Source organism: Nonomuraea glycinis (genome assembly GCF_014646515.1).
Lineage (GTDB): Bacteria > Actinomycetota > Actinomycetes > Streptosporangiales > Streptosporangiaceae > Nonomuraea > Nonomuraea glycinis.
Genome location: NZ_BMNK01000012.1, coordinates 98,769 through 113,974 on the forward strand (window position 1 = coordinate 98,769; position 15,206 = coordinate 113,974).

The window sequence follows — 15,206 nt, forward strand, 5'->3', positions numbered from 1 at the left end:
CGGCTGACCAGGCCGTCCGTGACCGTGGCCGCGAGCTCGCCCGCGGCTGATCAGCCGTTCCGCGAGTTCGCCTGCGGTTGATCAGCCGTTCCGCGAGTTCGCCTGCGGTCGGTCAGGCGTCCCGCCGCCTCATCAGCACGGCGGCGACGATCAGGGTGACGGCGACCCAGGCGAGGTACACGGCGTAGCCGGACCACGGGCCGAGCATGGCGTTCTGGCCGGGTTGCACCACTTCCATCCCGGCGTTGGTGGTGAAGTAGCTGTGCACCGTGGCCCCCCACTGCCCCGGCAGCATGCTGGTGAGCTGCGGCAGGATGAGCATCAGCGCGATGGCCGAGACGATGGCTCCGGGCGTGTGCCTGACCAGCGCGCCCAGCGCCAGCCCGAACAGGCCGCCGGCGGTCAGGTAGAGGCCGGAGCCGAAGATCGCCTGGAGCGCCCCGGGATCGCCCAGCGAGGTCGTCCCGAGGATCAGCTGCCCGCCCAGCAGGTAGGCGGCGAAGGACGAGACGGTGCACACGACCAGTGCCACCGGGGTGAACACCACGACCTTCCCGATGAGCACCCGCAGCCGCTTCGGCACCGCCATGAACGTGGTCCTGATGGACCCGGTCCGGTACTCGCCCGACACCACGAGCACCCCGAACGTGGCGATGGACAGTGAGGCGAACACCGTGCCCGCCAGGCTGGTCGCGATGGCTTCCTGGCTGCCCACGGTCTCGCCGGAGTTCGTGATCGCCACCCCGAGCAGGACGCTGATGCCGACCATCAGCAGCGCGGTGACGGCCAGCGTCCACACGGTGGACCGGACGGAACGGATCTTGGTCCACTCGGACCGGACGATGTCGATCATGACGTGTACTCCAGGCTGTCCTTGGTGAGCTCCATGTAGGCGGATTCGAGCGAGGGCCGTACGAGCGTCAGCTCCTCCAGCGGCAGCCCGGCCCGGGCCGTCATCGTGCCGATCTCCAGCGGCTCCAGCCCGGACACCCGCAGGTGGTCCTGGTGCAGCTCACCGACCCTGATCAACTCGGCGACCTCCGCCAGGCGCGGGGACCGTACGCGTACGTACGCCTGGGAGCTGCGCCCGATGAACTCCTGCACGCTCGTGTCGGTGATCAGCCGCCCCTTGCCGATCACCACCAGGTGGTCGGCGGTCTGCGCCATCTCGCTCATCAGGTGGCTGGAGACGAACACGGTCCGTCCTTCGGCGGCCAGCTCGCGCATGAGCGTGCGGATCCACAGGATGCCGTCGGGGTCGAGGCCGTTGACCGGCTCGTCGAAGAGCAGGATCTCCGGGTCGCCGAGCAGTGCGGCGGCGATGCCGAGGCGCTGTGACATGCCGAGGGAGAAGCCGCCGATGCGGCGCTTGGCCACCTGGGTCAAGCCGACGAGCTCCAGCACCGCCTCGACCCGGGCCGCCGGGATGGCGTTGCTCTGCGCGATGGCGAGCAGGTGGTTGCGGGCGCTGCGCCCGCCGTGCACGGCCTTGGCGTCCAGCAGCGCGCCCACCTTGCGCAGCGGATGACCCAGCTCTCGGTACGGACTGCCGCCGATGAGCACGGAGCCGCTGGAGGGATGGTCCAGGCCGAGGACCATGCGCATGGTCGTGGATTTACCGGCGCCGTTCGGCCCGAGGAACCCGGTCACCTGACCGGGCTGGACGTCGAAGGACAGGTCCGCCACGGCCACGGTCTCTCCGTAGCGTTTGGTGAGGTTCATTGCCTGGATAGCGGTCATGACACCAGGATGATCGGCTGAGCGGGCGTTGCCTTCCTGCTGAGGGACCGTTCGCGGGGCAGGCTTCTGGGCCCCTGGTCCTACTCTCCAGGGCTGATCAGCGCGGCCTCGTACGCCACGATCACGGCCTGTGCCCGGTCCCGGACGCCGATCTTGGCGAACAGGCTGTGCACGTGGTTCTTGACGGTCGAGGAGGCGACGCCGAGCTCCTGCGCGATCTCGGCGTTGGACAGGCCGCGCGCGATCAGCACCAGGATCTCCCGCTCGCGCTCGGTGAGCCTGGCCACGCCGTCCTGGTGCGGCGCCGGGGCGGCGCGCCGTGGTTCCGGAGCCCGGACGAACGCGCCGATCAGCCCGGTGAGCAGGCGCGGCGCGACGGCGGCCTCGCCCCGGTGCACCACGCGCACGCCGTCCACCAGCTCCTCCGGCGAGACGTCCTTGGGCAGGAAGCCGCAGGCGCCCGCGCGCAGCGCCGCGACCACGTTCTCGTCCAGGTCGAACGTGCTCAGGGCGAGCACCCGCGCGCCGGGCAGCTCGCCGGTGATCAGCTCGGTGGCGCGCACGCCGTCGAGGCCGGGCATGTGCAGGTCCATCAGCACCACGTCGGGACTGAGCAGCCTGCTCAGCCGGACGGCCTCGGCGCCGTCCGCCGCCTCGCCGACGACGGTCAGGTCCGGCTGCGCGTCCAGCATCAGCCTGAAGCCCTTGCGCACCAGCTCGTGGTCGTCGACCAGCAGTACCGTGATCATCTCTTCTCCAGGGGGATGCGCGCGTGCACGCGGAAGCCGCCCTGCGCGCGCGGGCCGGTCCATAAGTCTCCGCCGCACAACGCCACCCGCTCGGCCATGCCGGTGAGGCCGAAGCCCGTGGACACCGGCAGCTTGGCGGCGCCGTCGTCGACCACCTCGACCTCGATCGCCGAGGCGTCGTAGGTCAGCAGAACGCTGGCCCGGGAGCCCACGGTGTGCTTGCGGGTGTTGGTCAGGGCCTCCTGGACGATCCGGTAGACGGCGTGGTCCACGGCGGTGGGCAGCGGCACGGGCTCTCCCGTCACAGTCAGGCTGGCGGGCAGGCCGGCGGTCCTGGCCTCCTCGACGAGCGCGGGCAGCCGGGCGGCGCCCACCCCGGTCGCGGCGTCGGCGGCGCCGCCCCCGTCGGCTCGGAGCACGTCGAGGAGCTGGCGCATCTCCGCCAGCGCCTGGCGGGCCGTCTGCTCGGCGCCCGCCAGCGCGTCGCGGGTGACGTCCTGGCCCGGGGGCAGCGTGGCCCTGGCGCCGCCGACGAGCGCGTTGATGACGCTCAGATGGTGGGCCACCACGTCGTGCAGCTCCCTGGCGATCCGCCGCCGCTCGGCCCGTACGGCGCTGTCGGCCATCTCCTGCTGCGTGCGCTCGCGCAGCTCGGCCCGCACCCGCACGAGCTGGCCCAAGCCGACCGGGATGGCGGTGGCGAACATGGCGCCCACCCAGAAGCCCGGCGCCGGATCGATCAGCGCGACGCCGATCGCGTAGCCGGCGCAACTGAGGACCGTGGTGATGAGCGTGGTGCGGCCCTGGGTGTAGCGGCCCACGCTGTAGAAGGCGATCAGGCTGCCGAGGCTGTTGCTGCTGTCGACGATGCCGGTAGCCAGGCCGGCGAGCTCAAGGGCGACGACCAGAGCGGCGGCCAGGGGCGGCCGGGTCCGCCGTACCAGCAGAGGGAGCATGGTGAGGGCGAAGTGCGCGGTGCCCGCGGCCACGGCCGGTTGCTCTGCCGCCCAGGCGAAGGCCCCGCCGATGGCCGCCGGCACGACGACCACGATGACGAGCGAGGCGTCGAAAACCCGTGGGCGTCGGAGAAATCGCCATGCGGCCTGAAAGGGACGCACGAAGCGCATGATCAGAGGTTACGTGATATCTCTTCGCGGTCGCTGGGCGATCCTTCTGAACGCCCGCCGGCGACGCTGCGGTAACGTCGCCTCAAGGCGAGGGAAACGGAGCACGCATGAGCCAGTCGGCGCGGGTCATCTGGGACGACGCCCTCACCTCCTACGATTTCGGCCCCGCACACCCGCTCGCCCCCGTCCGGGTCGAGCTGACGATGGCGCTGGCCAGGGATCTCGGCGTGCTGGACAAGGTCGAGATGGGCGGTTGCGAGCCGGCCACGGACGACGAGCTGGCCATGGTGCACGATCCCGCCTACATCGAGGCCGTCAAGCGCGTCTCGGCCTCCGGCCGGGCGGACCTGTCGGTGGGGTTCGGCACGACGGACAATCCGGCCTTCGCCGGGGTGCACGAGGCCTCCGCGCTGATCGCGGGCGCCTCGCTGGCCGCGGCCCGCGCGGTCTACGACGGCTCGGTGGAGCACGCGGTCAACATCGCGGGCGGGCTGCACCACGCGATGCCCGGCGCGGCCAGCGGCTTCTGCGTCTACAACGACCCGGCGCTGGCCATCGCCTGGCTGCTGCGGCAGGGCGTGGAGCGAGTCGCCTACGTCGACGTGGACGTGCACCACGGCGACGGGGTGCAGACGATGTTCTACGACGACCCGCGGGTGCTGACGATCAGCCTGCACGAGAGCCCGATCACCCTGTTCCCCGGCACGGGCTCGGCCGGCGAGACCGGCGTCCAGGGCAGCGCGGTCAACGTGGCGCTGCCCGCGGGCTGCGGCGACGCCGGCTGGCTGCGGGCCTTCGACTCCGTCGTCCCGCCGCTGCTGCGCGAGTTCCGGCCGGACTTCCTGGTCACCCAGCACGGGTGCGACAGCCACGCGCTGGACCCCCTCGCGCACCTGATGCTCAGCGTCGACGGCCAGCGGATGGCCTACGCCGCGCTGCACCGCCTGGCGCACGAGACGGCCGGCGGCCGCTGGATCGCGACCGGCGGTGGCGGCTACGAGCTCGTGCAGGTCGTGCCGCGGGCGTGGACGCACCTGCTCGCCGAGCTGTCGGGCTACCCGCTCGACCCGGCCACCCCGACGAGCGAGAGTTGGCGGCAGCTCGTACGGGAACGTACGGGTGAGGTGCCCCCACTGACCATGACGGACGGCAGAAGCCCGGAATTTCAGGATCTATCCGGTGGTTATGATCCAGCGGACCCCATCGACCGTGCGGTCATGGCGACCCGGCATGCGGTGTTCCCCCTGCACGGCCTTGACCCGATGCCCTAAGGACGAACAGTGCTGAGCCGCGACGAACTCCGTGATCATCTGATCCACAGCCGCATCGCCGGCGACGTCGCGACCTCGCGCGAGAACAACTTGGACCACTACAGCTCGCTGGCCAACCAGGACCCCTATTACATGCTGGGCCTGACCTTCGAGCAGCGCTGGACGTTCCGTGACGTGCTGGCGCTGATGGCCAAGGCCGCCGGCGTGGTCGCCGACCCCGGTCACCGCTGGGGCCAGGACACCATCGACCCCGAGCGCACCATCGACGCCCTCGACGCGATGGCCGACCGGATCGCCACCGCGCTGACGGCGGAGCGGCCCCGGGTGCTGTTCGCCACCGGGCACCCCACCGGCCTGCTGGCCGTGCATCTGCCGCTCGCCAGGCTCGCGCTGGAGTGCGGGGCGAGCCTCCTGACGCCCGCCGAGGGCTGGGCCTACTCCGGGTCGGGCTTCGGCCGGCCGCGCCGGATCCGTTATCTGGGCGACGTGGCGATGCTCGACGACAAGGGCGCGTTCGTGCACACCCACGACGCGGCCCCGATGGAGCACATGCTGGCCGAGCTCGGTGCGGCGCGACCTGACCTGGTTATCGCCGACCATGGCTGGGCAGGGGCCGCTGGAGAGGCGGGAGTGCCCACTGTGGCTTTCGCCGACAGCAACGACCCCGGGCTCTTCGTCGGAGAGGCGGAGGGCAAGATCGATGTGGTGGTGCCACTCGACGACAATGTGCTACCGCGCTATTACACGCCGTTGACCGAGCGCTTGGTCACAAGAGTCACACGAGCCCTATGAGTCGAAATCGGTCCTCCCGATACCGTCTTTTCGCGCCTGCATTCCAAGAGCCTCGCCGTCCCTTTGCCAACTTTTGATGAGGCCTGGGCGACTCTTATGTGTGACAACTTGGACAGTTCCAGGGTTCAGGCGAGGGGCTCGATCCGGCGGCTGGCCAGGGAGTTTGCTGGTTCTGCTGACAGGCGACTCCGCGAACTGAGAAACTAGGGGGTTTGCGCACTCGGAGTCCCGACTTACGCTGACGGCAGTACACGTGCGTGAGCAATGGCACCAGTGGGGATAACCCGGAAACACGTGCGGAAGAGGCGTCCGATGGCTGCAGGCGAAAGACCTCTCAGCGAGGTGAAGTTCCTGACAGTGGCTGAAGTGGCCACGGTCATGCGAGTGTCGAAGATGACCGTTTACCGACTGGTGCACTCGGGCGAGTTGCCGGCCATCCGCGTCGGTCGCTCGTTCAGAGTGCCTGAACAGGCGGTGCACGACTATCTTCGCGAGGCCTACATCGAGGCAGGCTGAAACTGGAGTAGCGGCGCGCCGTGAGCACGCCGTGAATACCGTCGCGGGGAGGCCCGGCCGACACTCGAGCGGCCGGGCTCTCACCCCGGGGGGCGATCCACCACCGATCGCCGGTAGTCTGGCACCCGGTGTGCGCTCGCACATCGATTCAGACGTGTGATCAGCTACCTGGGGGTCCCGTGGGCTCTGTTATCAAGAAGCGCCGCAAGCGGATGGCCAAGAAGAAGCACCGCAAGCTGCTCAAGAAGACGCGCATCCAGCGGCGTAACAAGAAGTAGTCGACGCAGCTGCGAGGCGCTGATGACCCACACCGTGCTAGTCACCGGGGTCTCGCGCCACATCGGCGCACGGGTGGCGAGTGTTCTCGCGGCGGACCCGGACGTCAGCCGCGTCATCGGAGTGGACACCGTGCCGCCGCCCTCGCTGACCCGTGATGGCGGCATCTCCCTGGGCCGGACCGAGTTCGTACGGGTCGATCTGCGCAGCCCCGACATCGCTCAGGTGATCGCGGCAGCCGACGTCGACACCGTGGTCCACATGAGTCTGGTGAGCGCCCCCTCCAGGGGCACCGGCCGGGCCGCCATGAAGGAGCACAATGTCATCGGCACCATGCAGTTGCTCGGTGCCTGTCAGCGCTCCGCGACCGTGCGGCGCGTGGTCGTCCGCTCGACCACGGCCGTCTACGGATCCTCTCCCAGGGATCCGGCGGTGTTCACCGAGGACCTGGAGCCGCACGACGGCCCCAGCCACGGCTACGCCAAGGACGCGGCCGAGGTCGAGGGCTACGTGCGCGGGTTCGCGCGCCGACGCCCCGACGTCAGCGTGTCGCTGCTGCGCTTCGCCAACTTCATGGGGCCCGGCGTCGACTCGCCGTTGACCCGTTACTTCACCCAGCCGGTGCTGCCGACCGTGTTCGGCTTCGACCCACGGCTGCAGTTCGTCCATGAGGACGACGCGGTCGAGGTGCTGCGCCGGATGGCGAAGGAAGATCACCCCGGCACGTACAACGTGGCCGGGGCAGGCGTGTTGCTGCTGTCGCAGTGCGCGCGTCGGGCGGGGCGGCTGTCGCTGCCGCTGCTGTCTCCCGCGGTCCAGCTCCTGGGCGCCATGGTGCGCCGGACGGGACTGGTCGACTACTCGCCGGAGCAGCTGCGCCTGATGAGCCATGGCCGTGTGGTCGACTCCGGCGCCCTGGAGTCCGAGCTGGGCTGGAAGCCGAAGTTCAGCACCGGCGCGGCCTTCGACGACTTCCTGCGCTCGCACGGGCTGCGGCCGCTCGGAGGTGCCCGCCAGTGAACGAGGAGCGAGCGCCGGTGAGTGACGGCCAAGCGCCGGCGAACGACGAGCAAGCGCCGGTGAGCGATGAGCGAGTGCCGGTGAGCGATGAGCGAGTGCCGGTGGGTGGGGAGCGGGCTGATGCGCTGGCCGGGCTGTTGGCTTTTGTGCGCAGGCGGGTCACCGGTGACTACGAGGTGGACGAGTTCGGCTATGACGCCGAGCTGACCGACAAGGTGCTGCTCGAACTGCTCCGCCCGCTCTATCACCGCTGGTTCAGGGCCGAGGCCCTGGAGCTGAAGCAGGTGCCCCGGGACGGCGGCGCGCTCATCGTCGCCAACCACGCGGGCACCCTGCCCGTTGACGCGCTGATGCTGCAGGTGGCGCTGCACGACGAGGCGGGCAGGGCGCTGCGGCTGCTCGGCGCCGACCTGGTCTACCAGCTTCCGATGCTGAGTCACCTGGCGCGCAAGACCGGGCACACGCTGGCCTGCCCTGAGGACGCCGACCGGCTGCTGCGCCAGGGCGAGCTGGTCGGGGTGTTCCCCGAAGGCTTCAAGGGCGTCGGCAAGCCCTTTTCCGAGCGCTACAAGCTGCAGCGGTTCGGCCGTGGCGGGTTCGTCGCCGCGGCCATCCGAGCCGGGGTGCCGATCGTGCCCACCGCCATCGTGGGCTCCGAGGAGATCTACCCCAAGATCGGCGACCTGCCGGCCCTGGCCCGGCTGCTCGGCCTGCCCTATCTGCCGATCACCCCGTTCTTCCCGCTGCTCGGGCCGCTCGGCCTGGTGCCGCTGCCGTCGAAGTGGCTGATCGAGTTCGGCGAGCCGATCAGGACCGACGACTACGATCCGGCCGCGGCCGACGATCCGATGCTGGTGTTCAACCTCACCGACCAGATCCGCGAGGTCATCCAGCAGCTGCTCGACCAGCTCAGGCTGCGGCGCGGGCACGCCTTCCCGCCTTTCCTCTGATCCGCCGCAACCACCGCGGCCTGGCCGGTGTTCTCCCCCTGACAACGAACGCTGAAGGGGAACATCATGGATCTGCAGCTTTCCGGCCGCGTCGCCCTGGTCACCGGCGCGTCCAAGGGCATCGGCCTGGCCGTCGCCCGCACCCTGGCCGAGGAGGGCGCGCACGTCGTGGCCGTCTCCCGTACCTCCGGCGGTGAGTTGCCCGGCAAGGCGGTGCACGTCGCGGCCGACCTGATGGACCCGCAGGCCCCGGCTCGGGCGGTGGCCCGCGCGGTCGAGGAGTTCGGCGGGCTCGACATCCTCGTCAACAACGCCGGCGGCCCGCCGCCCGGGGTGTCCCTGCCCAGGGTCGGCTTCCTGACCCCGGACGACGCCGAGTGGCAGAAGATGTTCGACTTCAACCTGTTCTCCGCCGTACGGGCGATCCGCGCGGCCGTGCCCGTCATGCTGAACCGCGGTGGCGGCTCGATCGTCAACATCTCCTCCACCATGGCCGTGCAGCCCGGCGCGATGAACGTCGACTACGCGGCCGCCAAGGCGGCCTTGAACCACGTCAGCAAGGCCGTGTCCGAGGAGTACGGCCCGCAGGGCATCAGGGTCAACACCGTCTCGGCCGGTCCGGTGCTCACCGACTGGTGGACCAAGAAGGGCGGCGCCGCCGAGATCATCGCCGGTTTCGCCGGGGCCGACCGGGACAGCGTGATCGCCCAGGTGGCGCCCGAGATGATGCGCCTGGTCACCGGCCGCCTCGTGGACCCGCAGGAGATCGCCGACGCGGTGGCGCTGCTCGCCTCACCGCGCTCGGGCAGCACCACGGGCGCCGACTTCCTCGTCGACGGGGGCGCGCGCAAGGAGATGTGAACCCGGAAGGCGGGTTGTGGCAAGACATCATCGACTGATTCCCCCACAGAAGGGCGGAGATGATCACGCAACCCGCCATCCAGGGCGCGGACGCTGAGCTCATCAGCGCCTCCTGGTCCCAGCCGGAGGCGTTCGCCGAGCTGTTCGACCGCTACTCCGCCATGCTCTACAGGTACGTCTCCAAACGGCTCGGCCCCGAGCCCGCCGAGGACCTCGTCGGCGAGACGTTCCTGGTCGCCTTCTCCCGCAGGAAGAGCTACGACCTGGGCTATCCCGACGCCAGGCCGTGGCTCTTCGGCATTCTCACCAAGCTCATGGCCCGGCACCACCGCACCGAGGCGGCCCGCTACCGGGCGCTGCGGCGCGCGCCGATCGACCTCGACGTGGAGTCACCCGCCGACCGCGTCGCCGCGGGGGCGACCGCGCGGGCGGCCGGGCCCGCGCTGGCCGGCGCGCTGGCCGCGCTGCCCGCCAAGGACCGCGACGTGCTGCTGCTCATCGCCTGGGGCGATCTGACGTACGAGGAGGCCGCGCAGGCGCTCGACATCCCGATCGGCACTGTGCGCTCCCGCCTCAACCGGGGCAGGCGGAAGGTCCGCGCGGCGCTCGGCGACACCAACCCGATGCTGCGAGGGCAGGAGTGATGATGGACGACGATCTGCGAACGCTCCGTGACTTCGGCGACAGCCTGGGGCACGAGCCCCCGGCGACACTGGTACGCCAGCGTGAGCGCATGCTGCGGGCCCGGCCGCGCCGCAGAGGGTTCGGCTGGACGATGACGGCCCTGGTCGCCGTCGTGACCGCGGCGGTGGTCGCCGTGCCCACGTTGCTGATCAGCAGTTGGGAGACCGTCCCCCCGCCGGTCGGTCAGCGCCCCGCCGATGTGCGCGGCGCGCTGAACGTGCTGCTGGTCGGCACCGACAGTCAGGCGGGCTCGCCCAGGTTCGCCCAGGGGGCACGCACCGACACGATGATCATGCTGCACCTGCCGGCCGACCGGAAGAAGGTCACGGCCATCAACATCCCCAGGGATTCCTGGGTGCGGATCCCGCGATGCGGCTCCGAGCCCGCCCGTACCGGCATGATCAACTCCGCCTTCGACCGTGGCGGGCTGAGCTGCGCGGTGAAGACCGTGGAGACGCTGACCGACGTACGGATCGACCACATGATCGAGGTCGACTTCGCCGGGTTCAAGCAGGTCGTCGACGCGCTCGGCGGGGTCGAGGTCACGCTGGCGCAGCCGGTGGACGACCCGAAGTCGAAGCTGAGGCTCCCGGCGGGCAAGAGCCTGCTCAACGGCGAGCAGGCGCTCGGCTACATGCGGCTGCGTTATTACGGCGACGGGTCGGACATACAGCGGATCAAACGCCAGCAGAAACTCATCCAGGCGATGGCGAAGAAGGCCAAGCGGACCCTCGGCGACCCGGCCGAGCTGCGCGCCTTCATGGCCGTGGCGGCGAAGTCGGTCAAGACGGACGAGGCGCTGGACATGGAGTCCATGATCGAGCTCGTCTCCAGCCTGGAGGGTGCTTCGGTGACCTTCCGCACGGTTCCTTGGCAACCTCGTCCTGACAACCCCCGCACGATCCAGTGGAAACAGCCGGAGGCGGACCGCCTGTTCGCGACCTTGAGATGACCCGGCCGGTGGACCGGCGCGGTCAGCGGGTGGCGCGGTAGAGCTTGCGCAGGGCGAGGCCGGCGGCCACCCCGCCGGCCACCGCGCCCACCCCGGCCGCGATCGGCAGCGCGGTCAGCGTCGCCTTGCGGCCGGTGCGGAAGTCCTTGATCGCCCAGTCGTGCTTCCTGGCGTGCTCGCGCAGCTCACTGTCGGGGTTGATGGCCACCGCGTGACCGGCCAGCGACAGCATGGGCAGATCGTTGGCCGAATCGCTGTAGGCGGTGCACCTGGTCAGGTCGAGGCCCTCGCGGCGGGCCAGCGCCCGCACCGCCTCGGCCTTGGCCGGGCCGTGCAGCAGGTCGCCGACCAGCCGCCCGGTGTAGATGCCGTCCGTGGTCTCGGCCACGGTGCCGAGCGCCCCGGTCAGGCCCAGCCGCTGGGCGATCACCCGCGCCAGCTCCACCGGCGTGGCGGTGACCAGCCAGACCCGCTGGCCCTGGTCCAGGTGGCTCTGCGCGAGCGCCCTGGTGCCGCCCCAGATGCGGTCGGCCATGACCTCGTCGTAGATCTCCTCGCCGAGGCGTACGACGTCGTCGACCTTGGCGCCCGCGACGAACGCGAGCGCGGTCTCGCGGGCGACGGCGATGTGCTCGGGGTTCTCGTTGCCGCGCAGCCGGAACACCGCCTGCCCGATGGCGAACTTGAACAGGTCGGTGGTGTTGAACATGCCCCGCGTCGACAGGCCCCTGGCGAAGTGGTAGATCGACGCGCCGCGCATCATCGTGTTGTCGACGTCGAAGAAGGCCGCAGCCTGGAGGTCGGGCTCGGTCGGGGGCGCGACCACAGCCGCTGCCGCCGCGACCTCACCGGCGATCTCCGCCTCGGACTGCTGCCGTCGTCGAATTAGCCGCCACATGGGCTTCAGCCTACCTATCCCGGAGCGGCGAGCCCGTCGATGTAGTCGAGGTAGCCGACGGCCTGGTCCTGCTCCACACCGTCGAGCTGTTCGAGCATCGGCTCGACCATGTTCCGCTGGTCCTCGGCGAAGCGGTCGATTTTCGGCGAGCGGGGCTCGGCGCGTCGCAGCCTGGTGATGCCGGCCCGGGTCGACTGCTCCATGTCCTTGAGCGTCCTGTGGACCAGCGGCCCGGCACTGGAGGAGCCGAGGAGCTGGGCGACCTCCTTCGCCCGGGTCTTGGCCGAGACGAGTTCACGCTCGCCGCGCACCACGTCGTCGGTGCTGAGCCGGACCAGGGTGCTCTCCGCCGCGCGCTTGAGCGGGTAGAGGGTGTCGCCGGGCACCGCGCGGTAGGTCGCGACCGAGGTCAGCAGCATGGCGGTCATCAGGCCGATCGGGACGATCGAGGTGGACAGGGACCGCTGGGGCCGGGGCCGCCGGTGGGTGCGCCGGATCGGTCGTACGGGATGCTCGGCGGGCTGGGCGGAGGTGAGCCGTTCGCGCAGGCGCGCGCGGAAGGCCGGGTCCGGAACCCCGCCGCGTGACAGCGCTCCCAGCTCTGTGAGGTGACCGAGCACGCGCTCGTGCGTCCTGCGCGCCCTACCCATGATCGCTCCCTGACGCCCCCGAGATTCGATGCTGGCGTGACACCTGCCTAACGACGTCGCGCGGCGCGAGGTTACGCAAGGTCGTTCTTCAGTGCTCTGGCCAGCGTGCGGATCGCCCGGAACTGCAGCGCTTTGATCGCTCCACTTTTCTTCCCCATGATGAGCGCGGTCTCCGCTAGCGACAGCCCGTGCAGGAATCGCAGGACCACGCACTCCTGCTGCTCGGGGTTCAGATCGCGGACGGCGCGGAGCACCCGGTCGTTGATGATGGCCGTCACCACGGCGTTCTCCGGGATGTGCGCTCCTTCGAGGGGAACGTCGATCACTTCTCCGGTCGAGACCTCCAGGCGGTAGCGCCCGGATTTGAAATGGTCGGCGACCAGGTTTCTGGCGATGGTCACGAGCCAGGCGCCGAAGTCACGGCCCTGCCAGGTGAAGTCGGCGATCCGGCGCAGCGCCCGCAGGAAGGTCTCGCTGGTCAGATCCTCGGCGAGCGGATGGGAGCCGACCCGGAAGTAGATGTAGCGATAGACAAGATCCACATAACGGTCATAGAGCGTGCCAAAGGCATCCGTGTCCCCGGTCTTCGCGTGCAGGACCAGGGTGCGGAGATCGTCGGTGACGTCTTCACGCACGGCAAGCTGGGTCGTCCGGGCCGAGCCAGCCGTCGCTGGCGTGAGCAGCCCGGAGAACGGCCACGAGTCAGGCATCCGGTATCCCTAAGGCTAAGGGGTGCGCCGTGCTCGAACACTCTAGAAATCAACCGGAAATTCCACAATCCACATCCTCCTTGCATGCCGCCGCTTAATCGGCAGATACGGTGTGGATCGACCCTTTCCCTCTTCGGCTACCGGCTGGGAGGCATAGTCCGGCAGCATAGGAGTCACCATGGAGATCCTCGTTGCTGTCATAGCGTTCGCCGGTGCGCTCCTGGCTGCGATCGCCTCCGTCGCGCTGGTCCGCCGGCTGCGCGAGGAGCCCGAGGGCTGGTTGATCGCCTGGACCATCGCCGGTCCGGCGCTGTGCCTGTCGCTGACGGTGATCGGTGTCGGCTACCTCGTCGGGTTCGGGGTCGTCACCTTCAAGGTGCTCCAGATCACCGGGTCGATGCTGGCGCCGCTCTGGCTGGCCGTCGGGCTGATCCAGCTGCTGGCGGAGAAGGTGCCGCCGAAGTTCCTGGCCTGGCTGTTCGGCATCGCCTACACGATCGTCGCCCTGGTGATCATGGTGGTGGACCCGCTCATCAGCGAGGAGATGGGCAAGTCGGTGCCGGTGTCGTCCGCGCACTGGGCGGTCATCCCCGCCTATCTGCTCATCGCCCTGCATGTCATCGCCGCGCTCATCATGCTGGGGACCATCGTGGTCGCGGCGCTGCGGTGGCGCGGCGGCGACGAGTACGACACCGACAACCTGCACGCGGTCCTGGTCATCGCCCCCTCGGGGCTGGCGCTCATGGGCGCCATGCAGTTCGCGGTGCCCGGCTTCTTCACCGTCATGCTGCTCATCGCCGCCGCCGCGGCCATCTGGTACACCGTGCTGCGCCCGCTCGCGCCGTACGACGACGAAGAGGACGACGAGTTCGTCGACCAGCAGCAGGACAGGCGGCCGGTCGGTGGGCGGCGCGAGCTGCGGCCGGTGGGACCCCGGCCGCAGGAGCAGCCGCCACCGGGTCACCGCCCCGCGCCGGAGCCCGTCCCGCTGGCCGCCGCCGAGCCGCCGCGCCAGCGCAGGTCGGGCCTGGGCGACCTGGTGGCCGAATACCGGGCCAACGACCAGGAAGTCGACTACGCCGCCCGGATGTCCCCGCCGCCGGACGCGGGCCCGTCGACCGGCTACATCATGAACGGCCGGCACGGCGGCCCGTCCCAGGCCGACCCGCGCGACCAGTCGATGCCCGGCGGCTCGATGCCCGGCGCTTCGATGCCTGGCGGCTCGATGCCTGGCGCTCCGATGCCCGGCGGCGGCTACTCGGGTGCCGAGCTGTTCGCCCCCCGCATGCCGGAGACCGGCCCTCAGCCCATGGTGCAGCCCGCCCCGCAGCAGACCTCCGGCAAGCCTTCGCCGAACATCTACGGCATGCTGACCGTCTTCACGCTCATGGACGGCTCGGGTCCCGCCTTCGACCAGCTGGCCGACCTGACCGTCGAGGCGGTCCGGCGCGGTGAGCCGGACACGTTGATCTACGCCTGCCACGCGGTCAAGTCCGCACCGCTGCAGCGCATCGTCTACGAGCTCTACCGTGACGAGGTCGCCTACCGCGACCACCAGCGCCAGCCGCACATCGAGCGCTTCATCAACGAGCGTCAGGCCATGGTGCTGGCCACCAACATCATCGAGCTCAACGTGAACGCCGCCAAGGTCGTGCCGCTGCCGATGGCGATGTTCTGACTAGGCCGCCAGGGCCGCGCGCAGCCGATCTTCCGAGACCCGCCAGAAGTCGTGCTGGACACCGTCGATCAGGGTGACCGGGATCATCTCCCAGTAGCGCTCCCGCAGCTCGTCGGAGGAGTTGATGTCCACTTCCTCCCACGGCACGCCCAGCTCGCCGGCGACCCGCGCGATGATCTCGCGCGCGTCCGCACACAGGTGGCAACCGGGCTTTCCGAGCAGCGTGATGCGGTGCATGACGTCCACCGTAGCGCTCGGTGGACGGTGACTTTGTGCATCGGTTCACAAAAGGATTAACCTGAAAGACGGTTCCATCCCCAGTCACGCGGCCC

General features: G+C 69.9%; 18 protein-coding genes. 10 read left to right on the forward strand and 8 right to left on the reverse strand.

Annotated elements, in window-relative coordinates; all coding sequences use genetic code 11:
- Nucleotides 1–112: 112 nt before the first annotated feature.
- The 4 genes from IEY87_RS29640 to IEY87_RS29655 form a co-directional block, all read right to left on the reverse strand.
- Entirely contained in the window at nt 113–853 is a 741-nt protein-coding gene (locus IEY87_RS29640; RefSeq protein WP_189142110.1) for an ABC transporter permease, read from the reverse strand.
- A complete protein-coding gene (locus IEY87_RS29645) occupies nt 850–1,740 on the reverse strand; it encodes an ABC transporter ATP-binding protein (protein WP_189142111.1) in 891 nt (296 codons plus the stop codon). The genes IEY87_RS29640 and IEY87_RS29645 overlap by 4 nt, the downstream gene beginning before the upstream one ends.
- Before the next feature lie 80 nt (nt 1,741–1,820).
- Nucleotides 1,821–2,489, reverse strand: a complete 669-nt coding sequence (locus tag IEY87_RS29650; RefSeq protein WP_189142112.1) for a response regulator — start codon at nt 2,487–2,489, stop codon at nt 1,821–1,823.
- Complete coding sequence (locus IEY87_RS29655; protein ID WP_189142113.1) at nt 2,486–3,616, reverse strand: sensor histidine kinase; 1,131 nt, start codon at nt 3,614–3,616, stop codon at nt 2,486–2,488. The genes IEY87_RS29650 and IEY87_RS29655 overlap by 4 nt, the downstream gene beginning before the upstream one ends.
- Nucleotides 3,617–3,723: 107 nt before the next feature.
- Between IEY87_RS29655 and IEY87_RS29660 the strand changes: the two genes are divergently transcribed.
- From IEY87_RS29660 to IEY87_RS29700, 9 genes are all read left to right on the forward strand, one after another.
- Nucleotides 3,724–4,887 (forward strand): acetoin utilization protein AcuC, encoded by a 1,164-nt coding sequence (locus tag IEY87_RS29660; RefSeq protein WP_189142114.1) that lies wholly within the window; start codon nt 3,724–3,726, stop codon nt 4,885–4,887.
- A gap of 9 nt (nt 4,888–4,896) precedes the next feature.
- Nucleotides 4,897–5,679: a phosphatase gene (locus tag IEY87_RS29665; RefSeq protein WP_189142115.1), complete on the forward strand. Its 783-nt coding sequence runs from the start codon at nt 4,897–4,899 to the stop codon at nt 5,677–5,679.
- Between the two features lie 312 nt (nt 5,680–5,991).
- Nucleotides 5,992–6,195, forward strand: coding sequence for a helix-turn-helix domain-containing protein (locus IEY87_RS29670; RefSeq protein ID WP_043629748.1), 204 nt, complete (start codon nt 5,992–5,994; stop codon nt 6,193–6,195).
- A gap of 179 nt (nt 6,196–6,374) precedes the next feature.
- Entirely contained in the window at nt 6,375–6,473 is a 99-nt protein-coding gene (locus IEY87_RS29675; RefSeq protein ID WP_018654693.1) for a 30S ribosomal protein bS22, read from the forward strand.
- Between the two features lie 22 nt (nt 6,474–6,495).
- Nucleotides 6,496–7,491, forward strand: a complete 996-nt coding sequence (locus IEY87_RS29680) for an NAD-dependent epimerase/dehydratase family protein (RefSeq protein ID WP_189142116.1) — start codon at nt 6,496–6,498, stop codon at nt 7,489–7,491.
- 17 nt (nt 7,492–7,508) lie between these two features.
- Nucleotides 7,509–8,441 carry a lysophospholipid acyltransferase family protein gene (locus tag IEY87_RS29685; RefSeq protein ID WP_372462259.1) on the forward strand — a complete coding sequence of 311 codons (933 nt, stop codon included), beginning with the start codon at nt 7,509–7,511 and terminating at the stop codon, nt 8,439–8,441.
- Between the two features lie 66 nt (nt 8,442–8,507).
- Entirely contained in the window at nt 8,508–9,302 is a 795-nt protein-coding gene (locus IEY87_RS29690) for an SDR family NAD(P)-dependent oxidoreductase (protein WP_189142117.1), read from the forward strand.
- Between the two features lie 59 nt (nt 9,303–9,361).
- Nucleotides 9,362–9,946: an RNA polymerase sigma factor gene (locus IEY87_RS29695; protein WP_189142118.1), complete on the forward strand. Its 585-nt coding sequence runs from the start codon at nt 9,362–9,364 to the stop codon at nt 9,944–9,946.
- A complete protein-coding gene (locus IEY87_RS29700; RefSeq protein WP_189142119.1) occupies nt 9,946–10,938 on the forward strand; it encodes an LCP family protein in 993 nt (330 codons plus the stop codon). Before IEY87_RS29695 ends, IEY87_RS29700 begins: the two co-directional genes overlap by 1 nt.
- A 22-nt stretch (nt 10,939–10,960) precedes the next feature.
- Here IEY87_RS29700 and IEY87_RS29705 read toward each other — a convergent pair whose 3' ends face one another.
- From IEY87_RS29705 to IEY87_RS29715, 3 genes are all read right to left on the reverse strand, one after another.
- Complete coding sequence (locus IEY87_RS29705; RefSeq protein WP_189142120.1) at nt 10,961–11,836, reverse strand: HAD family hydrolase; 876 nt, start codon at nt 11,834–11,836, stop codon at nt 10,961–10,963.
- Nucleotides 11,837–11,850: 14 nt separating this feature from the next.
- The gene (locus tag IEY87_RS29710) at nt 11,851–12,486 is read right to left on the reverse strand and encodes a DUF5667 domain-containing protein (RefSeq protein WP_189142121.1); all 636 of its coding nucleotides are present in this window, start codon (nt 12,484–12,486) and stop codon (nt 11,851–11,853) included.
- A 71-nt stretch (nt 12,487–12,557) separates the two neighbouring features.
- Complete coding sequence (locus tag IEY87_RS29715; protein WP_189142122.1) at nt 12,558–13,196, reverse strand: sigma-70 family RNA polymerase sigma factor; 639 nt, start codon at nt 13,194–13,196, stop codon at nt 12,558–12,560.
- Nucleotides 13,197–13,374: 178 nt separating this feature from the next.
- On the opposite strand from IEY87_RS29715, the gene IEY87_RS29720 reads away from it, so the two are divergent.
- On the forward strand, nt 13,375–14,874 hold the full coding sequence (locus IEY87_RS29720; protein ID WP_189142123.1) for a putative quinol monooxygenase: 1,500 nt from the start codon (nt 13,375–13,377) through the stop codon (nt 14,872–14,874).
- On the opposite strand, the gene IEY87_RS29725 is transcribed toward IEY87_RS29720, so the two are convergent.
- Nucleotides 14,875–15,111 carry a glutaredoxin family protein gene (locus tag IEY87_RS29725; protein WP_189142124.1) on the reverse strand — a complete coding sequence of 79 codons (237 nt, stop codon included), beginning with the start codon at nt 15,109–15,111 and terminating at the stop codon, nt 14,875–14,877. It lies immediately after the preceding gene.
- Between the last annotated feature and the right edge of the window lie 95 nt (nt 15,112–15,206).

Coding starts and splice junctions, on each gene's coding strand:
- IEY87_RS29640 (WP_189142110.1), bottom strand. CDS start 853: ATGATCGACATCGTCCGGTCCGAGTGGACCAAGATCCGTTCCGTCCGG.
- IEY87_RS29705 (WP_189142120.1), bottom strand. CDS start 11,836: ATGTGGCGGCTAATTCGACGACGGCAGCAGTCCGAGGCGGAGATCGCC.
- IEY87_RS29695 (WP_189142118.1), top strand. CDS start 9,362: ATGATCACGCAACCCGCCATCCAGGGCGCGGACGCTGAGCTCATCAGC.
- IEY87_RS29710 (WP_189142121.1), bottom strand. CDS start 12,486: ATGGGTAGGGCGCGCAGGACGCACGAGCGCGTGCTCGGTCACCTCACA.
- IEY87_RS29690 (WP_189142117.1), top strand. CDS start 8,508: ATGGATCTGCAGCTTTCCGGCCGCGTCGCCCTGGTCACCGGCGCGTCC.
- IEY87_RS29725 (WP_189142124.1), bottom strand. CDS start 15,111: ATGCACCGCATCACGCTGCTCGGAAAGCCCGGTTGCCACCTGTGTGCG.
- IEY87_RS29715 (WP_189142122.1), bottom strand. CDS start 13,196: ATGCCTGACTCGTGGCCGTTCTCCGGGCTGCTCACGCCAGCGACGGCT.
- IEY87_RS29655 (WP_189142113.1), bottom strand. CDS start 3,616: ATGCGCTTCGTGCGTCCCTTTCAGGCCGCATGGCGATTTCTCCGACGC.
- IEY87_RS29680 (WP_189142116.1), top strand. CDS start 6,496: ATGACCCACACCGTGCTAGTCACCGGGGTCTCGCGCCACATCGGCGCA.
- IEY87_RS29670 (WP_043629748.1), top strand. CDS start 5,992: ATGGCTGCAGGCGAAAGACCTCTCAGCGAGGTGAAGTTCCTGACAGTG.
- IEY87_RS29660 (WP_189142114.1), top strand. CDS start 3,724: ATGAGCCAGTCGGCGCGGGTCATCTGGGACGACGCCCTCACCTCCTAC.
- IEY87_RS29720 (WP_189142123.1), top strand. CDS start 13,375: ATGGAGATCCTCGTTGCTGTCATAGCGTTCGCCGGTGCGCTCCTGGCT.
- IEY87_RS29645 (WP_189142111.1), bottom strand. CDS start 1,740: ATGACCGCTATCCAGGCAATGAACCTCACCAAACGCTACGGAGAGACC.
- IEY87_RS29650 (WP_189142112.1), bottom strand. CDS start 2,489: ATGATCACGGTACTGCTGGTCGACGACCACGAGCTGGTGCGCAAGGGC.
- IEY87_RS29700 (WP_189142119.1), top strand. CDS start 9,946: ATGATGGACGACGATCTGCGAACGCTCCGTGACTTCGGCGACAGCCTG.